Raw genomic sequence first — 18,741 nt, forward strand, 5'->3', positions numbered from 1 at the left:
TGGCGCGGTGGGTCATTAATTCTGGCTTGGGGCTCAGGTAGGTATAGAGAGGTCTATTTGCATCAATGGGATATATTCAATGGAAAATGGCTTGATTAGGGTGGGTCGCTATTAGCGATTAATGAGCGCGCTATTACGCTGCGCGCTTATCGTTAGTAACGAAGCGGGTTACTGCTGAGTTGGACTAGATGCTAGCTTGTTGCTCACTCGTTGGTGAGAGTGATAACGCTGCAAAATTTGATGGATCTGCTCATCTTTTTGCTGCCAAACTCCATTGAGCCAGCGTTGAAATTGAGCGCGGCAATCGGCATCACTGAAATAGCGAATATCATCGACCTCGGGTACGGGGAGAGTTTCTATGCGGATCACTATCCGTTTGATTTTGCCGTGCATCACCTCTGAGAGTGTGTTGCCTTCAGAGTCTGGATAGACCAAGGTTACATTTAATAGGCTGGTAAATTGCTCGCCCATGGCCGAAATAGTAAAGGCGATGCCGCCCGCTTTAGGGCGTAACAGATAGCGATAGGGCGACCGTTGGCGTGCGTGTTTTTCTTTGGTAAAGCGGCTGCCCTCGACATAATTGATAATAGCGGTAGGGATGGTTTTAAACTTCTCGCAAGCGCGCCGCGTAGTCTGTAGATCTTTGCCTTTTAACTTGGGGTTTTTTCTCAACTGTTTAGCGCTGGTTCGGTTCATAAATGGCATATCTAAGGCCCAGCAACCCAACCCCAAAAACGGCACATAAAGTAGCTCTTTTTTGAGAAAAAACTTTAACATCGGAATATTGTTACGCAATACGTAGGTGAGTGCTGCAATATCGAAGCCACTAAGGTGATTGCTAATCAGTAGATACCAGCCATCTTTACGAAGCCCTTCTAGCCCCTCAACATCCCACTCTATCTTGGCAATGAGGTATAAAATACCACCATTACAGCAGGCCCATCCCCACATGCAGCGGTTCATCATGTGGGTCAGCATATTTCTAAAAGTGGTTATCGGCAGCAGTAATTTTACAAAGCCACCGATAACAATGAGGCTGCTCCACCATACAGTGTTGATGATCAACAAGAACATACTGAGTGCGAATAAAACTGAGCCGGGCAAAAAATTTAACATCTTTTAGAAGTCTCTTTTATAACAGGTTATTGCTTAGCGAGCTGATCCAATACGCTATCTTTCTCTTTCCAAATACGATTTAACTCGTCCTGAAAACCGATTTTAAATGCCCTATCATTTAAGTAATCACCGCGCATTTCACTAGCGATATCAGACACCTTTATATGGACTCTTACCTGCTTTACTTTGCCCGATATATAATCCCAATAGCTTGGGATATCACCAGGATAATAAATGGCCACATCGACCAGCTTATGAATATGCCCACCCATGGCTGATAGAGCAAATGCCATTCCGCCCGCCTTAGGTTTAAGTAAATGTTTAAACTCAGAGTTTTGTTTTTGATGTTTGGCAGGCGTAAAGCGGGTGCCTTCAACAAAATTCATCACGCTCACAGGCTTAGATTTAAATTTTTCACAGGCTTTACGAGTGATCTCTATGTCTTTACCTTTAAGCTTAGGGTTTTTACGCAGTTGCGCACTGGTGTAGCGACGCATAAAAGGAAAGTCGAGTGCCCACCAAGCCAATCCTAAGACAGGTACATAAATGAGTTGTTGTTTGAGGAAAAACTTTAAAAATGGAATTTTGTAGTTAAATATGCGTTGTAGCACCGGAATATCGACCCAAGATTGGTGGTTGGCGATCACCATATACCACTCTTTCGGCGACAGCTCGGCCTCGCCTTCAATTAGAATCTCGACCGGATGAAAGATGCGCTCGATAATGGTGTTAACACTTATCCATGCGGTAGCACAATGATCGAGTATATAGCTACAGCCAGTGCGTAAAGGCCCGATAGGTATTATTTTTACTATACTTACCAATAAGATAGGTGTTACCCAGAAGATGGTGTTAATAACATAACAGCTAAATGCTAGGCTGCCTCTGATCAGCGATATAACAGAGCCCATTAAATTCCCCATAAAAAATTTGAGACCTATGTTACTCGGCCTAGGGCTTTAGCTCAATGCTCTTAATATCAGAGGTTTTTTTCATTTTTTATGCTGCTGTTATTATGCGAGGTTATTTTGCAGCTTAGTCTGTTCAGTTTGCATCTTAGCCTGGTACGCGATTGCAAAATTATCTTTAACTTATCGAGCGGTTAATAACTATTTTTCAAGCTGTTAAGTAGCCTGTCCATGGCGCGATAACCTAAGGCTTGGGCGATATGACTGCGATCTACCGTTTGAGATTGCGCTAAGTCGGCGATGGTGCGGGCTACGCGCTGCAGTCGGTGATAACTTCTTACCGAGAGCCCAAGTTTATTGACACTTTGCTCTAAAAATTCCAGATCCGTTTGCGCAAATCCCCCGGTTTGCGTCAGCTGTTTACCACTCAACTCGGCATTTAAGACGCCAGCACGACTCAGTTGACACTCACGAGCCGCCTTCACTCTGCTCGCGATTGTCGCGCTGGTTTCGGCGGCATGTTGTTGCTGCGTCAAGGTGCCTTCGGGCAGTCGTGGGACATCTATGGTCAGGTCAAATCTATCGATAAACGGGCCCGATAAGCGTGACAGATAGCGCTGTATTTGATCTTGTGTTGCCCGTGCGTTTGCGGTGTCGCCGCAGGGGCTGGGGTTCATGGCTGCGATAAGCTGAAAGCGACTGGCAAAGGTGAGTTTAGCCGCCGCCCGTGAGATGACTACCTCACCAGTTTCCATCGGCTCACGTAAACAGTCGAGCACTTTTCTAGGAAATTCAGCCACTTCATCTAAAAAAAGTACTCCTCGGTGAGCCAAAGAAATCTCTCCCGGTTTGGGATGACTGCCACCGCCGACCAGTGAGATAGATGAGCTAGTATGGTGGGGGCTGCGAAAGGGGCGTTGATAAAATTGGGCTTTAGGTACGGTCTGCCCCGCGACAGAATGGATAGCGGCTACCTCTAATGCTTCGTCATAACTCAAAGGCGGCAGTAGCTGAATGATCCGGCTGGCTAACATGGTTTTTCCTGTGCCAGGTGGCCCTAAAAACAATAAGTTGTGGTTGCCTGCGGCGGCAATTTCTAAGGCGCGCTTAGCTTGATATTGACCGATCACATCGCTTAAACAGGTTGTTTGCGACGGCGCATTGTTAGCAATCCACTCTAAGCCAGTGGTGATCCTCGGTAGGGATTGCTGCCCGTGGAGGTAGGCACTGAGTCCCTGTAAGTGAGTGGCAAAAAAGCAGTTGTGGTATCCGACCAATTCGGCGTCGCTGCGGTTGTCGAGGGGCAGAATTAAATACTTGTGGTGCTTGCGGGCAAAAACAATCACCGGCAAGAGCGCCTGACATTGGCGAATGTGTCCAGATAATGCCAGTTCACCGACAAACTCGTGATCTTTTAACATGGCCGCTGGGATCTGTTTTGATGCCGCCAAGATACCGATAGCGATCGGCAGATCGTAACGGCCACCCTGTTTAGGCAGATCCGCAGGCGCGAGGTTGACCGTTATTCGCCGCTGTGGAAATTCAAATCCAGCATTGATTATCGCGCTGCGTACCCGCTCTTTAGCCTCTTTGACCGAGGTTTCCGGCAGGCCGACCAAATTGAAGGCGGGCAGGCCGTTACTGAGATGCACTTCAACGATAACTTCTGGGGCTTCGACCCCTAAACTGGCTCTGGTGGTGACGCAGGCAATTGCCATAAACAAATCCTTTTGTTTTTAGTCTTTTGTAGGAGTCTAGCATTAGCGCGAATGCGCAGTCCTAAGTGTAGCAGCTAAAAATGGGCCCGTTATTTAAGCAAAATATGCCGATTTATGTTGCCTATTGGCTATTTTCTGATATATAGACGCCAGATTGTGACATTGTCGTCTTGTCGAGCGACATATTGGCATCGAGATTGGGTTTTCGGTGGACTTGAGCTGACAGTCCTTGTTGCATCGTGTTGGCACTAGAGCCGATACCATTGGCAGCTCACACCTCATTACGATTAGGCGTACATATGATTTAAACGCAAATGTACCGCCAAGAGGTGGCTGCTCGGTCGCTATTGACCACTGCCTTAAAGAGTTAGGTGTAAAATGAGTTTTGTTGATAATGCATTGATTATTTTGTTGTTAATTGGCATCAGTTGCTTCTTTTCCATGTCTGAAATAGCTTTGGCTGCGGCGCGTAAAATCCGTTTGCGTCAAATGGTCGATGAAGGTGATTTACGCGCGGAAAGAGTGCTTAAACTGCAGGCTCATCCAGGAAGTTTTTTTACTGTCGTACAGATAGGGCTTAATGCTGTGGCGATTATGGGTGGTATTGTCGGTGAGTCGGCATTTACCCCCTATGTTAAAGCGGCTTTAACTGGCTGGGTCACTGAACCTTGGCTGGGGCAGTTAAGCTTTATCTTGTCATTTGCCATCGTTACTAGCCTGTTTATTTTGATCGCCGATTTAATGCCCAAGCGGATCGCGATGGCGATCCCCGAGCGTGTGGCTGTGGCTTTGGTTGGCCCTATGATGTTATGCATAGTGCTACTGCGTCCATTAGTGTGGTTTTTTAATGGCTTAGCCACTTTTGTGTTTAGAATATTGCAAATTCAAACCGTACGTAATGATCAGGTTACCTCGGATGATATTTACGCGGTTATGGCCGCAGGGACCGAGGCGGGCGTACTCGATAAGGGTGAGCAGCAGATGATGGAGAATGTGTTTGAAATGCAAACCGTTCCCGTCACTTCGGCGATGACGGCACGTGAGAGCCTAGTCTATTTTCTGCTGCAGGACAGCGAAGAAGATATTAAGCGTAAAATCACGAACGATCCACATACCAAGTTTTTAGTGTGTGATGGACAGCTTGATTGCATTAAAGGGGTGGTTGACGCTAAGGAGTTGTTGATCCAAGTGATTAATGGCCAAAGCATCACCCTTAAGGGCAGCCCATTGGTGCGTAATTGCTTAATTATCCCTGATAGTTTGAGCCTGTCTGAAACCATGGAATATTTTAAAAATACCCGCTCAGATTTTGCCGTGGTGATGAATGAATATGCCTTGGTTGTGGGGATTGTTACCACTAATGACCTGCAAAGCGCGGTGATGGGCGCGTGGTCGCTGCACGAGAGTGAAGAGCAGATCATTGCCCGTGATAAAGACTCATGGCTGGTGGATGGGGTAACGCCCATCACAGATGTGATGCGTGCCTTTAACATTGAGCAATTTCCACAAAGCCAAAATTACGAAACCATTGCCGGCTTTATGATGCATATGCTGCGTAAAATACCTAAGCGTACCGAGTTTGTTAATTACGCTGGTTACAAGTTTGAAGTGGTCGATATTGATGCCTACAAAGTTGACCAGTTGATGGTGACACGCATCGATAAGCAGGATGAACTTTTGCTCCCCATCGACTAGTTGCACAAGTTGACCGCCAATGCTGGTTAACTCTTTGGCGTGATTGATGACATTCTCATGCGTTGTAACTCTTGCAGAAATGCCGCGATGACGGGCTCGTCTTCGCGGCTTTTTTTACTGCAACACCCCAACTCAAAAGGCGCAATCGCTACTGGCGACGCTAACTGCTGGATCCTATCTTTTACCGGGCTGTTATTGATCACCACCTCTGGAGTAATACTGACGCCACAGCCTAGCGCGACCATAGAGGCGATGGCTTCTTGGCCAGAGACTTGGGCATAGACATTGGCATTAAGCCCTAACTGCTTAAACCAGTTATCAATACGTTGCCGCCCTGGACCATGTTCGGGGATGATAAACGGTAGCCTATCCCAGGGAATATACGACTCACACAGTAACTCCTGCACCGCACATTTAAACGTAGGCGCGATGATAACAAGGGGGACATCGTCGATTTTAATAAAGCTGAGTGATTCTGGCAGGGTGTCTGGTTTGGCGGCGATACCAATATCGGCACGGTTTTGTTTCACCATATCCACAGCATTAGCCGCATCGCCAGTGATGAGGGCGATTTCCACCAATGGATGCTCGCTTCTAAAGCGGTCCAATAACCCGGGCAGATGGCTATATGCTGCCGTTACCGAGCAGTAAAGATTAAGTCGGCCGCGTAATCTATCTTGCTTAGGATCGAGCCGATATTTAAGTTTGTTCCAATTATCTAAAGTTTGTTCGGCAAAGTGGCGATATTCCACCCCAGCACTTGTGAGGGTCACGCTGCGGTTATCCCGTTCAAACAGTTTAGCGCCTGCCTCCTCCTCTAGGCGCTTCATAGCGCGGCTTAATGTTGAAGGACTCACATGCATCTGCTGCGCGGTCTTCGCAAAGTGCAGGCAGTTAGACAGGTGCAAATACAATTTAATGGTGCGAATATCCACAAAATTCCCCCGATGCCTTGTAGTGTAAACTTAATGGTATTGTTGCATAAAATGCAATGTGATGTTTCGAATATATCATTTTAAGCAATAAGCGCCATAGGCTATAGTGATTTTAATCACAGCTTAGCCATCGTCGGTTGAGCCCGTTTTTAAGTCCTCACTCAAAGGTGGAATATCTGATGGCTAACTATTTTAATTCTCTGAATTTGCGTCAACAATTAGCACAGCTAGGTCAATGTCGTTTTATGGACCGCAGCGAATTTAGCCAAGGCTGTGATTACATTAAAGAGTGGAATATTGTGATCCTAGGTTGTGGCGCTCAAGGCCTTAACCAAGGTTTGAACATGCGTGATTCGGGCCTCAATATCTCATTTGCACTTCGCCCACAGGCGATTGCAGAAAAGCGCGCTTCATATCAAAAGGCGACCGGTAACGGTTTCCGCGTAGGTACGTTCGAAGAGCTCATTCCTGATGCGGATTTAGTGCTTAACCTGACTCCCGATAAACAGCACACCGACGCCGTTAACAGTGTGATGCCATTGATGAAACAGGGCGCAGTGCTGTCTTACTCTCATGGCTTCAATATTGTCGAAGAGGGAATGCAAGTGCGCCCAGATATCACGGTGATCATGGTAGCGCCTAAGTGCCCGGGCACTGAGGTTCGTGAAGAGTATAAGCGTGGTTTTGGTGTACCAACCCTGATTGCTGTCCACCCAGAAAACGATCCTAAGGGTGACGGTTTTGAAGTGGCTAAAGCGTATGCGAGCGCCACGGGCGGTGACCGCGCTGGCGTGCTGCACTCATCATTTATCGCCGAAGTGAAATCTGATCTGATGGGTGAGCAGACTATTTTATGTGGCATGCTGCAAACGGGTGCCATTTTAGGTTATGACAAGCTCGTTGCCGACGGTGTAGAGCCTGGTTACGCGGCGAAATTGATCCAACAAGGCTGGGAAACCACCACCGAAGCACTTAAGCACGGTGGTATCACTCACATGATGGATCGCCTATCTAACCCTGCAAAAATTAAAGCCTTTGAGATGGCAGAAGAGCTAAAAGGCATTCTGGCGCCGTTATTTGAAAAGCACATGGATGACATCATCAGTGGTGAGTTTTCGAAAACCATGATGGCAGACTGGGCTAATGATGACGCTAACTTGCTTAAGTGGCGCAGCGAGACCAATGAAACTGGTTTTGAAAATGCGCCACAGTGCGACGAAGCGATTGATGAGCAAGCCTATTTTGACAAAGGTATCTTCCTTGTGGCCATGATTAAAGCGGGCGTTGAGCTTGCGTTCGATACTATGGTGTCAGCCGGTATTGTTGAAGAGTCAGCTTACTACGAGTCACTGCATGAAACCCCGCTTATCGCCAACACCATTGCACGTAAGCGCCTGTATGAGATGAACGTGGTTATTTCTGATACCGCCGAATATGGCTGTTACCTATTTAACCACGCAGCAGTGCCATTACTGCGTGATTATGTCAACCAGATGTCGCCAGAGTACTTAGGCGGTGGGCTTAAAGATGAGGGGAATGGTGTCGATAACCTGCGCTTAATCGAGGTTAACGATGCGATTCGTCATACCGCCGTTGAATATATCGGTGCTGAACTTCGCGGTTATATGACCGAAATGAAGCGCATCGTTGAAGAAGCATAATCAGTTTTAATGTTATCGCGAGCAGAGCCCAGCTTAGCCAGTGGGCTTTGGCGGCGCAATGACCCGATTTATAGGCTCAATGATAAAAACAGAGCCAATGGTTTACTTAAAGTGAGCAGGCCATTGCCGCGAAGTTAGCGAATGAGGGTCAGTGTTTGACCCAAAGGATTCACTGTTTCGTTTGATGGCCATCAGTTTTGGTTGTGTTATTCACAGGCTTTGTGATATTGATTAAAAGGTCTACTAAAACTAGACGCCAATTTAAGCAAACACACTGATTAGGAATACCCATACACCATGTTTAACCAAGCTGCCCTGCTCATTATCGAGATTATTACCGTGGTGATTATTAAATCACAGCGGGGGCATCGTATGGCGCATCAAACCACCTAATTAGGTCAAGATTGCAACAAGAACCCCCGCTCCGAAAGGACCGGGGGTTTTTTGTTTTTAGCGGTTTACGCCGTTTGCTTAACCCCGACAACACTTACAATGCAGGATGTAGCACATGGAACCAGGGCAGCAGATCAGAGGCGCAGACGCCGTTATCAAAGTACTTGCCGCGCATGGCGTAACCACAGTATTTGGTTATCCAGGCGGCGCAATTATGCCCATCTATGACGCCCTGTATGGCGCGCCAGTTGAACATCTGCTCAGTCGTCATGAGCAAGGCGCCGCATTTGCTGCTGTAGGCTACGCTAGAGCGAGCGGTAAAACAGGGGTCTGTTTTGCAACATCGGGGCCGGGTGCCACCAATCTTGTGACCGCGCTGGCTGATGCTCTGCTTGATTCAGTTCCCTTAGTCGCTATCACAGGCCAAGTTTCTACCGCCGTGATTGGCACCGATGCCTTTCAGGAGATCGATGTACTGGGTATGTCGCTGTCGTGTACCAAACATAGCTTTATGGTGACTGATATCGACGAGCTTGTACCGACGCTATATCGCGCCTTTGACATTGCCGCATCTGGCCGCCCAGGTCCTGTTCTGGTTGATATTCCTAAAGATATTCAAATAGCCATGCTCGATTATAAAGCCCCGCTATTAGGCTTAACAGCTGAGCCTCAGGCAGATGCGAGTCAGCTTGAAGCAGCCAGGGGGCTGCTCGTACAATCGAGCAAACCCATGCTTTACGTGGGTGGCGGCGTTGGCATGGCGGGCGCGGTTGAGCAGCTTAGAGATTTTATTGATGTGACTGGCATCCCCTCGGTAGCGACGCTCAAAGGGCTTGGCTGTATTGCCCATGATAGTGAAGGTTACTTAGGTATGCTGGGGATGCATGGCGGCAAAGCGGCGAATATTGCCGTGCAGGAGTGCGATTTACTTATCGTGGTTGGTGCGCGTTTCGATGACCGCGTGACGGGGCGGTTAGCCTCCTTTGCCGAACATGCCAAAGTATTGCATCTGGATATCGATGTCGCCGAGCTTGGCAAGCTGCGTCGCCCTGATGTGGCCATTGCTGGCGATCTACGCCAAATCTTGCCTGCTATTGCCCAGCCTATGGCTATTGCCCCTTGGCAAGCTGAAGTTGCAGGTTTGAAGGCACAATATCAATGGAATTATGACCGACCAGGCGAGCTGATTTTTGCACCTAAAATGCTCAATAGTCTGGCAAATAAATTACCCGAAGACAGTGTGATTGCCTGTGATGTGGGTCAGCACCAGATGTGGGTTGCGCAGCACATGTGGTTTCGACGCCCAGAAGATCATCTGTCCAGCGCTGGCCTTGGCACTATGGGCTTTGGTTTGCCGGCGGCGATTGGCGCAAAAGTCGCACGCCCCGATGCCTGTGTGGTCGCGGTGTCAGGTGATGGTTCCTTTATGATGAATGTGCAGGAGCTCACCACAGTTAAGCGTCGTCAAATTCCCCTCAAAATTTTGCTTATCGACAATCAGAAGTTGGGCATGGTTAAACAGTGGCAACAGCTGTTTTTTGAAGAGCGCTTTAGTGAAACCGACCTGTCCGATAACCCTGATTTTGTCACTATGGCGTCGGCGTTTGATATTCCAGGGCGCACCATTACCCACAGCGCGGAGGTTGACGCTGCGCTTGATGAAATGCTTAACACCCAAGGGCCGTTTCTGCTGCATGTGAGAATCGATGAAGCCCATAACGTATGGCCACTGGTACCTCCTGGGGCATGTAACCGCGACATGATGGATGAGATGGAGAAACAGACATGATCTATAACCTAGCCTTAACCTTAGCTCAGCAGCCCGAAGTGTTAGAGCGCGTATTACGTGTCGTGCGCCATCGCGGTTTTAAAATCACTACCCTAGATATGCAACTGGCTGCTAACGGCACCACACAGGTCGACATGGTGGTGGAGAGTGAGCGAGCCCTAGAGCTGCTCAGCCATCAGCTCAATAAACTGATTGATGTCACCGAGTGCAAAGTGTTATCAGCTGAACAGCTATCAACAAAACTCACGACAAGACTATCTACAACACAAATACAACCCGCTAGCGCCCTAAACGCCTAAGCCCTATAGATGAGAAAATATTATGGCCGCAAAAACTGCAGAATTGATTTGGTTTAATGGTGAGATCATGCCGTGGGGCGATGCTAAGGTGCATGTTATGTCGCATGCGCTGCATTATGGAACGTCGGTATTTGAGGGGATTCGAGTTTATGCGACTCATCTTGGCCCAGCGGGTTTTCGTCTAACTGAACATGTGCAGCGACTGTATGATTCGGCAAAAATATACCGTATGCCAATTCCTTATCGCTTTGAGCAAACGATGCAAGCCTGCCGAGATATTGTGCTTGCCAACAAGTTAGATGGTGCCTATATCCGCCCATTGGCGTTTTATGGTGATGTGGGCATGGGGATCACTCCGCCTAAAGATGCCAAATGTGAATTAATGGTGGCTGCGTTTCCTTGGGGCGCCTACTTAGGCGAAGAAAGCATGGAGCGTGGCGTCGATGTGGCGGTAACTTCTTGGAATCGTCTTGCGCCAAATACCATTCCGACTGGAGCAAAAGCCGGTGGTAACTATCTGTCATCTTTGCAAATTTCCACAGAAGCAAAACGTAATGGCTTTGACGAAGGTATCGCTCTCGATGTTAATGGCCTCGTCAGCGAAGCCGCGGGCGCTAATCTGTTCGTCATTAAAAAGCATAAGCTGTATACCCCGCCAGCCACGGCAGCGATCTTAATGGGCATCACCCGTGACACCATTATTACCTTGGCGCGAGATAAAGGTTATGAAGTGGTGGAAGAGCCGATGTCGCGCGAGTTTTTATATTTAGCCGATGAGATTTTTATGACAGGTACCGCGGCCGAAATTGTGCCGGTGCGAAGTGTAGACCGTATTGAGGTAGGCGTGGGTAAGCGCGGGCCTATTACTAAAGAAATTCAAGCGAGCTTCTTTGGCTTGTTTAACGGTGAAACAGAAGACAAATGGGGCTGGCTAGAGCCGCTCTAAATGGCTTGCCATTTTTTCATCCGTTAGCCTCGATTTACGATAAGATGAGTGAAAGTCCGATAACGCGAACGCATTATCAAAGGGCAACATTAAATACTAGGCATGACAATGGCCTAGCGACAAAAAAGGAAGTAGTCTCATGGCAAAATTACGTTCAGCTACCAGTACCGAAGGTCGCAATATGGCCGGTGCTCGTGCACTTTGGCGAGCGACAGGGGTAAAAGATAACGATTTCGGTAAGCCGATTATTGCCATTGCCAACTCCTTTACTCAGTTTGTGCCGGGGCATGTGCACCTTAAAGATATGGGCTCGTTAGTGGCGGGCGCGATTGAAGAAGCCGGCGGTATCGCCAAAGAGTTTAATACCATCGCGGTTGATGATGGTATTGCCATGGGGCACGGCGGCATGCTCTATAGCCTACCGTCACGAGAGCTTATCGCCGATAGCGTTGAGTATATGGTCAATGCCCACTGCGCCGATGCCTTAGTGTGTATCTCAAACTGCGACAAGATCACCCCTGGTATGTTAATGGCGGCGCTACGTCTTAATATTCCTGTGGTGTTTGTTTCGGGCGGGCCGATGGAAGCGGGCAAGACTAAGCTATCGGATAAGATCATTAAGCTGGATCTGGTCGATGCCATGGTGGCCGCGGCTGATGACCGTATCTCAGATGAAGACAGTGAAAAAATTGAGCGTAGCGCCTGCCCAACATGCGGCTCATGTTCAGGCATGTTTACCGCCAACTCAATGAACTGTTTGACCGAAGCGCTCGGTTTATCTTTGCCGGGTAATGGTTCGATGCTCGCTACACATGCCGATCGCCGTGAACTCTTTTTAGAGGCGGGTCGCCGCGTAATGGCGCTGGCGACTCGCTACTATAAGCATGACGATGAATCAGCCTTGCCACGTAATATTGCCAACTTTAAAGCGTTTGAGAACGCCATGGCACTGGATATCGCCATGGGCGGCTCGTCCAATACCGTATTGCATCTGTTAGCAGCGGCTCAAGAGGGTGGCGTCGATTTTACCATGGCCGATATCGATAGAATGTCGCGTCAGGTGCCGCACCTTTGTAAAGTGGCGCCATCGACACCCAAGTATCATATGGAAGATGTCCATCGTGCTGGTGGCGTAATGGGCATTTTAGGTGAGCTAGACAGAGCCGGCTTACTGCATACCGATGTGAGCCATGTTGCCGGTGAAAACCTTAAAGCGGTATTGGCTAAATATGATATCGCCCAAAGTAGTGATGCAGCGGTGCACAAGTTTTTCTCAGCAGGGCCAGCCGGTATTCCAACAACCAAAGCCTTTAGCCAAGATTGCCGCTGGCCAAGTGTCGATGTCGACCGTAAAGCGGGCTGCATTCGTACCCGTGAATTTGCGTTTAGCCAAGAGGGTGGCCTAGCTGTCTTGTCGGGCAATATTGCGCTGGATGGTTGTATCGTCAAAACCGCTGGCGTCGATGAAGCTAACCATACCTTTGTGGGCAGTGCTCGAGTCTATGAGAGTCAAGATGACGCCGTCGCGGGTATCTTAGGTGGTGAAGTGGTTGCGGGTGATGTGGTGGTCATTCGCTATGAAGGCCCTAAAGGTGGCCCTGGCATGCAAGAGATGCTTTACCCAACCAGTTACTTGAAATCTAAAGGCTTAGGTGCGGCTTGTGCGCTTATCACCGATGGCCGATTCTCTGGCGGCACATCGGGTTTATCCATAGGTCACGTCTCTCCAGAAGCGGCTGCGGGTGGCACTATCGGGCTAGTTGAAACCGGCGATCGAATCGAAATCGATATTCCTGCACGTACCATTAAGCTTGCGGTTAGCGAGATAGAGCTGGCGAGTCGCCGCGCAGAGATGCAGGCGCGTGGCAAACTGGCTTGGAAACCCAAAGATCGACAACGCGCGGTATCGCTTGCGCTTAAAGCCTACGCCATGCTTGCCACCAGTGCCGATAAAGGCGCTGTGCGAGATGTTAGTAAGCTGGAGGATTAATATGTTGGCATTAGCCTCACAATCTCAGTTAGATTTAGCGCACTATTATCTGCAGAAGATCTTACTCTCCTCTGTCTATGATGTGGCTAAAATCACCCCGCTTTCTAGCCTAAATAAGCTCTCTGCGCGTTTAGGCTGCCAAGTGTTTCTTAAGCGCGAAGATATGCAGCCTGTGCACTCGTTTAAGCTGCGCGGGGCTTATAATCGTATCGCTCAGCTTGATGCAAAAGAGTGTGAGCGCGGCGTCGTGTGCGCCTCTGCCGGCAATCACGCCCAAGGTGTGGCGATGTCTGCTTCGGCGCGCGGGATCAGTGCTGTGATCGTGATGCCAGAAACCACACCCGAAATTAAAGTCGATGCGGTGCGCCGCCTGGGTGGCAATGTGGTGCTGCATGGCCAGTCTTTCGATATGGCCAATGAGTATGCCCAGCAACTCGCTAAAGACGAGGGGCGCGTGTATGTCGCCCCGTTCGATGATGAAGCGGTTATTGCAGGTCAAGGTACGATTGCACAAGAGATGTTGCAGCAACAGCGCGATCTCGAGGTGATCTTTGTGCCCGTTGGCGGCGGCGGCTTAATCGCAGGTATCGCGGCTTATTACAAAGCGGTTATGCCGCAGGTGAAGATTATCGGGGTTGAGCCAGAAGACTCAGCCTGCCTAAAAGCGGCGCTTGCAGCCGATGAACGTGTGGTGTTATCGCAAGTGGGGTTATTTGCCGATGGCGTGGCGGTAAAACAGATTGGTGCAGAGCCTTTTCGTTTGGCGCGAGAATATGTCGACCACGTGGTGACCGTTACCTCAGATGAGATTTGCGCCGCGGTTAAAGATATTTTTGAAGACACCCGTGCCATCGCAGAGCCCGCAGGTGCCTTATCACTGGCTGGACTGAAAAAATATATCGGTGATGAAGGCAAAGGTCAGAAGGTGGCTGCCATCTTGAGCGGTGCCAACGTTAACTTTCACAGCCTGCGTTATGTGTCGGAGCGCTGTGAGCTGGGTGAGCAAAAAGAGGCTATTTTGGCGGTTAAAGTGCCAGAACGTCCCGGCATCTTTTTACGCTTTTGTGAGCTGTTAGATAAGCGTGCTATGACCGAGTTTAACTATCGTTTCTCTAGCCGTGATAAGGCGGTGGTGTTTGCGGGTATTCGCCTGTCACATGGTCAGAGCGAGCTCGATGAGATCATCGCGAGATTAGAGGGCGATGGTTTTGAAGTGCAAGATCTCTCCCATGACGAGACGGCTAAACTGCATGTACGTTATATGGTGGGGGGGCATCCGCCAGAAGAACTCGATGAGCGCCTGTTTAGCTTTGAGTTTCCAGAGCACCCAGGCGCCTTGTTTAAGTTTTTGACGACCTTGCAGAGCAAATGGAATATCAGTCTGTTTCATTATCGCAATCATGGCGCTGCCTATGGGCGCGTACTTGCTGGCTTTGAAGTGCCAGAAAGCGATGCTATCGCGTTTCAGCAGTTTCTAACCGATGTAGGTTTTGTCTATCAAGAGGAAACCCATAGTCCAGCTTATAAGCTGTTTTTAGATAATCGACAGTAGTCGATATGCTTGCGGCTAAATGAGACGATTTTAGGACGCTGTTGCGTCCTTTTATATGTTATCTTGCTATGCAGTAACACATTGAATTCGAATACTAAGCACGAATAATTAATGACTCTAATAAGATGCCACTCATGGCACAGACATAACTGTGAATACGTAGGGATGTGGTAGGCAGGCTTAAATCTCGTCATCACATAAACCAACAGTTAGCCCGAACCCTAATGGATAAAGCGAAGGCTTTATAGAGGATATAAGATGTTAGCAGCACTGAAAGTAAACGCATTTAACCCCCCACGTAGGATCCTTATGGGACCAGGCCCGTCCGATGTACATCCTGAGGTATTAGCGGCACAGGCGAGACCCACTATAGGTCATCTCGATCCGCTATTTGTGGGTATGATGGATGAACTCAAATCACTGATCCAATATGCCTTTCAAACTGAAAATGCCATGACCCTCGCGGTATCGGCGCCAGGCAGCGCGGGGATGGAAACCTGTTTTGTTAACCTAGTCGAACCTGGCGAAAAAGTGATAGTGTGCCGTAATGGGGTATTCGGTGAGCGGATGCGTCAAAACGTTGAGCGCGTTGGTGCAACTGCGGTGGTCGTCGATAACGAGTGGGGCACGCCCGTTTCAGTTAGCGATGTTGAGGCTGCACTAAAAGCTAACCCTGATGCGAAGTTTTTAGCCTTTGTCCACGCAGAAACCTCAACTGGCGCATTGTCAGATGCCAAGAGCTTGTGTGCCTTAGCTAAACAGCATGATTGTCTCTCTATCGTCGATGCAGTGACCTCTTTAGGCGGCGTGGAGCTTAAAGTGGATGAATGGGGCATAGATGCGATTTACTCGGGCAGCCAAAAATGTCTCTCCTGCGTACCAGGGTTATCGCCAGTGTCATTTTCGCCTGCGGCGGTAGAGAAGCTTAAAGCACGTAAAACCCCGGTACAGAGCTGGTTTTTAGATCAAAGCCTAGTGATGGGCTATTGGAGCGGCGATCAAGCTGCGGGTGGCAAGCGCAGCTATCATCATACCGCTCCGGTGAATGCGCTGTATGGATTGCATGAATCACTTCGTTTGCTTGCCGAAGAAGGGCTCGAAAATGCATGGGCACGTCATCAAAACATGCATCAAGTGCTGCGCGAAGGGCTGGAGTCATTAGGGCTTAAGTTTGTAGTCGATGAGCAATCTCGTTTGCCGCAACTCAATGCTGTTTATATTCCTGAAGGGGTAGATGATGCCTTAGTGCGTAAGCAGTTATTGGAAAACTATAACTTAGAGATAGGCGCTGGCCTTGGCGCATTAGCCGGTAAAGCATGGCGTATCGGTTTGATGGGCTTTAGCGCAAGACGTGAGAACGTGGCGTTATGTTTACGAGCGCTTGAAGAGGTACTGCGTTAGTTACGGCTGATGGCTGGTACACGAAAAAGGGGAAATTAAATTCCCCCTTTTTAGTGGCGATAATTAGCGTTATAGCAAACAGGATCACCATTGCTGTTAAGCGAATTTGATGGTGAAGACTTTAAAAGATCGGTCAATGGCTCAGTTCAACTCTTAATTGAGCAGCATTAATCAAGCGGTGCCTTTGAGCTATTAATGGTTAACCAGAAACCAACTGCACTATGATAAGGGTGATTAATACCGGACAAACAAATTTGACGTACACAGGCCAAGTCTTCCAAAAAAGACCATCGGCATTGGCGCCTTCTTGGGCTCGGATTGTTGTAATGAGACTGTGTCGGTTCCATACCCAGCCAAGGTAGATAGCGATACCCAAAGCAATCAGGGGCTGGGCGCGCTCGGTAGTTATGGTGATCATCAAGCCAAACAACTGCTCAAAGTTAAACACCATGATAGTCGACAGTAGGGTGATAACGCCCGCTACCAAATAGGTGGCGCGGTGGCGCTCTATGTTGGTTTTCTCAACAATATAGCTGGTCGGTACTTCGACTATTGAGATAGCGGAAGTTAAGCCTGCAATGGTCATCAGTATGAAAAAGATGATGGCAATCAGCGGCCCTAGCACACCACCTAAGGTGTCAAACAGGGCGGGCAATACCGTAAATACCAGAGTATCGGCATTTAACAGGCTACCGTCGGCGCTGAAGATCTGCACGCCATTATGCTGCGCCACATACATGGCCGGGATGATCATTAACGCCGCAAGAAAGGCCACACAGGTGTCGGTTAAGGTGACATAAGCGGAGAGCGTAGCAATGTTTTCCTGCTTATTGAGGTAGGCGCCGTATACCATCATAGCGCCAGTTCCAATGGTCAGAGAAAAGAAGGTCTGCCCCAGCGCACCGACTAAGACCTCGGTTTCCCAAATCCGGCTAAAATCAGGCACCAGTAGTGCAGTTAACCCGTCAGCAGCACCGGGCTGAGTAAGAATATAACCAACGCCCATCACCAATATTACCAACAGCAGTGGCATTAGCCGTTTAGACCAACGCTCTATACCTTGTTGCACGCCCTGGCGGATCACCATGATCACTAGCAGGGTGAAGATGATGGTGAAAACCAGATTACGCTCTACAGAGAAGGCCATTAGCCAGTTGGCCGCCTGTTCAAAACCTGATAGTTGGGTGATAGGCGCGATGGCAAAACTGACAAACCAGCCAGATAAGATCATATAAAAAGTGCAGATCAAGGTGGCGGTGATGATAGAAGCAAAACCGATCACTTTACCGACATAACGACGGTAAGAGGATTGAGCGATATTAGCCATAGCGTCGGCAGGGTTGGTTTGCCCATGGCGGCCAATCATCAACTCGGCAACTAACATGGGATAGCCAAGGATAAGGATGAGAACCAGATAAACCAGTAAAAATGCACCACCACCATGAGTGGCGGCTTGGGTTGGAAAGCCCCAGATATTACCAACACCGACAGCGCTGCCCGCTGCGGCCATAATGAAGCCAACTCTTGAACTAAAATGGCTTGAATCGTTTGAACTCATTGCGTTGTGCGCTCCTTTAGCAAAGAGGCCGCATCATAGCGCTTGTAACGATTAGGTCAATAGGTTGAAATTGCGAGATTATTATTTATGGGGGTGATTGTTTTTGTTTTTTGGCATTTTTACGATTTATTCTTGCTGTTAGATTCATTTTGGTGCGATTTTATTGTCCTGAGTTGCAGGTGTGGTTATGTGACGCAATTAGATTGCGTGAGTAAATAATCGCTAATGGGTGCTGATTATCGCAATGTTTGGCTGATGTTTAGCTTACGATGAGTTTAGTCATGTGACTTGGGGAGTGGTATGGCGGTGTGGTTTTTTGCTTGTTTGAGCACAAAGCTTGAGCGAATACCGGCGATATCTTGGTTGGTAGTGAGCTTCTCTAGCAAGAAGTGTTTAAAAGCCGCCATATCAGCGACTAACACCTTGAGCTGGTAGTCGGCGTCACTGCCGGTGAGTAGGCAACATTCGAGCACCTCGTCGTAGCGGTTCATCGCTTGTTCAAAGGCATTGAGAACCCCTTGGCTGTGTTTTTCCAGTCTGACCTGTACATAGGCTGTTAAATGCAGATTAAAGAAGTCTGGACTCACCAAGGTGGCGTAGCCAGTAATAATGCCACTATCTTCAAGGGCTTTGACGCGGCGCGAGCAGGGGGAGGGAGATAGGCCAACTAACGCGGCCAGTTCTTGATTCGATAAGCGCCCATGTTGTTGAAGTAGCGATAGGATTTTAATATCAATTTTATCGAGTTGCATTGTCGTCATCGGGTGCTCGTTAATAAGG

General features: G+C 48.6%; 15 protein-coding genes. 9 read left to right on the forward strand and 6 right to left on the reverse strand.

The features are described 5' to 3' along the window. Positions 1-168: 168 nt before the first annotated feature. From yihG (AC5YBX_RS01285) to AC5YBX_RS01295, 3 genes are all read right to left on the reverse strand, one after another. Positions 169-1,116 carry a 1-acylglycerol-3-phosphate O-acyltransferase, YihG family gene (yihG, locus tag AC5YBX_RS01285; RefSeq protein WP_494520300.1) on the reverse strand — a complete coding sequence of 316 codons (948 nt, stop codon included), beginning with the start codon at positions 1,114-1,116 and terminating at the stop codon, positions 169-171. Positions 1,117-1,142: 26 nt separating this feature from the next. Then, positions 1,143-2,027, reverse strand: coding sequence for a 1-acylglycerol-3-phosphate O-acyltransferase, YihG family (gene yihG, locus AC5YBX_RS01290; protein ID WP_494520299.1), 885 nt, complete (start codon positions 2,025-2,027; stop codon positions 1,143-1,145). A 191-nt stretch (positions 2,028-2,218) separates the two neighbouring features. Further along, entirely contained in the window at positions 2,219-3,742 is a 1,524-nt protein-coding gene (locus AC5YBX_RS01295) for a YifB family Mg chelatase-like AAA ATPase (protein WP_494520298.1), read from the reverse strand. A gap of 378 nt (positions 3,743-4,120) precedes the next feature. On the opposite strand from AC5YBX_RS01295, the gene paeA reads away from it, so the two are divergent. Continuing rightward, entirely contained in the window at positions 4,121-5,437 is a 1,317-nt protein-coding gene (gene paeA / locus AC5YBX_RS01300; RefSeq protein ID WP_494520297.1) for a polyamine export protein PaeA, read from the forward strand. A 26-nt stretch (positions 5,438-5,463) separates the two neighbouring features. Here the strand turns inward: paeA and ilvY are convergent, their stop codons facing one another. Beyond that, positions 5,464-6,372, reverse strand: a complete 909-nt coding sequence (ilvY, locus tag AC5YBX_RS01305) for an HTH-type transcriptional activator IlvY (RefSeq protein WP_475515198.1) — start codon at positions 6,370-6,372, stop codon at positions 5,464-5,466. Positions 6,373-6,551: 179 nt separating this feature from the next. Between ilvY and ilvC the strand changes: the two genes are divergently transcribed. The 8 genes from ilvC to AC5YBX_RS01345 all read left to right on the forward strand — a co-directional run bounded on the left by ilvC (position 6,552) and on the right by AC5YBX_RS01345 (position 16,403). After that, a complete protein-coding gene (gene ilvC, locus AC5YBX_RS01310) occupies positions 6,552-8,033 on the forward strand; it encodes a ketol-acid reductoisomerase (protein WP_475515197.1) in 1,482 nt (493 codons plus the stop codon). A 297-nt stretch (positions 8,034-8,330) separates the two neighbouring features. Next, entirely contained in the window at positions 8,331-8,426 is a 96-nt protein-coding gene (locus AC5YBX_RS01315) for a leader peptide IlvL (protein ID WP_494520296.1), read from the forward strand. A gap of 115 nt (positions 8,427-8,541) precedes the next feature. Beyond that, positions 8,542-10,215, forward strand: coding sequence for an acetolactate synthase 2 catalytic subunit (gene ilvG, locus AC5YBX_RS01320; protein ID WP_475515196.1), 1,674 nt, complete (start codon positions 8,542-8,544; stop codon positions 10,213-10,215). Continuing rightward, on the forward strand, positions 10,212-10,514 hold the full coding sequence (gene ilvM, locus AC5YBX_RS01325) for an acetolactate synthase 2 small subunit (protein ID WP_475515195.1): 303 nt from the start codon (positions 10,212-10,214) through the stop codon (positions 10,512-10,514). Before ilvG ends, ilvM begins: the two co-directional genes overlap by 4 nt. 22 nt (positions 10,515-10,536) lie before the next feature. Beyond that, positions 10,537-11,460 (forward strand): branched-chain amino acid transaminase, encoded by a 924-nt coding sequence (locus AC5YBX_RS01330; RefSeq protein ID WP_494520295.1) that lies wholly within the window; start codon positions 10,537-10,539, stop codon positions 11,458-11,460. A 139-nt stretch (positions 11,461-11,599) separates the two neighbouring features. Next, positions 11,600-13,450: a dihydroxy-acid dehydratase gene (gene ilvD, locus AC5YBX_RS01335; RefSeq protein WP_494524238.1), complete on the forward strand. Its 1,851-nt coding sequence runs from the start codon at positions 11,600-11,602 to the stop codon at positions 13,448-13,450. A 1-nt stretch (position 13,451) separates the two neighbouring features. Next, positions 13,452-15,002 carry a threonine ammonia-lyase, biosynthetic gene (gene ilvA, locus AC5YBX_RS01340; RefSeq protein WP_494524239.1) on the forward strand — a complete coding sequence of 517 codons (1,551 nt, stop codon included), beginning with the start codon at positions 13,452-13,454 and terminating at the stop codon, positions 15,000-15,002. A gap of 258 nt (positions 15,003-15,260) precedes the next feature. Then, complete coding sequence (locus AC5YBX_RS01345) at positions 15,261-16,403, forward strand: pyridoxal-phosphate-dependent aminotransferase family protein (RefSeq protein ID WP_494524240.1); 1,143 nt, start codon at positions 15,261-15,263, stop codon at positions 16,401-16,403. A 199-nt stretch (positions 16,404-16,602) separates the two neighbouring features. On the opposite strand, the gene AC5YBX_RS01350 is transcribed toward AC5YBX_RS01345, so the two are convergent. Next, a complete protein-coding gene (locus AC5YBX_RS01350) occupies positions 16,603-17,961 on the reverse strand; it encodes a sodium-dependent transporter (RefSeq protein ID WP_494524241.1) in 1,359 nt (452 codons plus the stop codon). A gap of 275 nt (positions 17,962-18,236) precedes the next feature. Further along, the gene (locus AC5YBX_RS01355; protein WP_494520291.1) at positions 18,237-18,722 is read right to left on the reverse strand and encodes an Lrp/AsnC family transcriptional regulator; all 486 of its coding nucleotides are present in this window, start codon (positions 18,720-18,722) and stop codon (positions 18,237-18,239) included. Positions 18,723-18,741: the final 19 nt, after the last annotated feature.

This window comes from Shewanella sp. 492 (assembly GCF_059338445.1).

Bases quoted from the DNA above. Each gene is read 5' to 3' on its own strand.
- yihG (WP_494520300.1), bottom strand. From the start codon at position 1,116: ATGTTAAATTTTTTGCCCGGCTCAGTTTTATTCGCACTCAGTATGTTC.
- yihG (WP_494520299.1), bottom strand. From the start codon at position 2,027: ATGGGCTCTGTTATATCGCTGATCAGAGGCAGCCTAGCATTTAGCTGT.
- AC5YBX_RS01295 (WP_494520298.1), bottom strand. From the start codon at position 3,742: ATGGCAATTGCCTGCGTCACCACCAGAGCCAGTTTAGGGGTCGAAGCC.
- paeA (WP_494520297.1), top strand. From the start codon at position 4,121: ATGAGTTTTGTTGATAATGCATTGATTATTTTGTTGTTAATTGGCATC.
- ilvC (WP_475515197.1), top strand. From the start codon at position 6,552: ATGGCTAACTATTTTAATTCTCTGAATTTGCGTCAACAATTAGCACAG.
- AC5YBX_RS01315 (WP_494520296.1), top strand. From the start codon at position 8,331: ATGTTTAACCAAGCTGCCCTGCTCATTATCGAGATTATTACCGTGGTG.
- ilvG (WP_475515196.1), top strand. From the start codon at position 8,542: ATGGAACCAGGGCAGCAGATCAGAGGCGCAGACGCCGTTATCAAAGTA.
- ilvM (WP_475515195.1), top strand. From the start codon at position 10,212: ATGATCTATAACCTAGCCTTAACCTTAGCTCAGCAGCCCGAAGTGTTA.
- AC5YBX_RS01330 (WP_494520295.1), top strand. From the start codon at position 10,537: ATGGCCGCAAAAACTGCAGAATTGATTTGGTTTAATGGTGAGATCATG.
- ilvD (WP_494524238.1), top strand. From the start codon at position 11,600: ATGGCAAAATTACGTTCAGCTACCAGTACCGAAGGTCGCAATATGGCC.
- ilvA (WP_494524239.1), top strand. From the start codon at position 13,452: ATGTTGGCATTAGCCTCACAATCTCAGTTAGATTTAGCGCACTATTAT.
- AC5YBX_RS01345 (WP_494524240.1), top strand. From the start codon at position 15,261: ATGTTAGCAGCACTGAAAGTAAACGCATTTAACCCCCCACGTAGGATC.
- AC5YBX_RS01350 (WP_494524241.1), bottom strand. From the start codon at position 17,961: ATGAGTTCAAACGATTCAAGCCATTTTAGTTCAAGAGTTGGCTTCATT.
- AC5YBX_RS01355 (WP_494520291.1), bottom strand. From the start codon at position 18,722: ATGACGACAATGCAACTCGATAAAATTGATATTAAAATCCTATCGCTA.